The organism is Tritonibacter sp. SIMBA_163, assembly GCF_046535935.1.
Taxonomy (GTDB): domain Bacteria; phylum Pseudomonadota; class Alphaproteobacteria; order Rhodobacterales; family Rhodobacteraceae; genus Epibacterium; species Epibacterium scottomollicae.
In genome coordinates this window covers 1-295 of record NZ_JAWJBP010000265.1, presented here as the reverse complement: position 1 = coordinate 295, position 295 = coordinate 1, and the positions used below count along the sequence as shown (strand labels likewise).

Below are 295 nucleotides of genomic sequence, written 5' to 3'. Positions count from 1 at the left end.
TGTGAATCTCGCGGATCGTTTCGCCCGGACGGCCGATCACGCCGCCATCGGCGCGCGGATTGTCGGACAGCACCTTGCCGTGCGAAAAGTGCACCCAGCGGCGCACGAAGTTGTCGGCCTCGTAGCGCGACACGTACACGCGGTTATCCGGCACGCTTTGCAGCGGCGCATAGTTCGGCTCCTTCGTGTGCCAGTAGAGCTGCATCGTCAGACCGCCCGGCCACTGGATGATCGCGTCCTTGCCGATCGGATCGTCGAAGCTGTCGACGAGCACGTCGGCGCCCGCCGCGCGCGC

1 protein-coding gene is annotated in these 295 nt (G+C 66.4%); it reads right to left on the bottom strand.

Annotated elements, in window-relative coordinates; genetic code table 11:
• The coding region (locus R0J92_RS22345) for a hypothetical protein (protein WP_411053268.1) at positions 1-295 on the bottom strand (295 nt) is incomplete at both ends.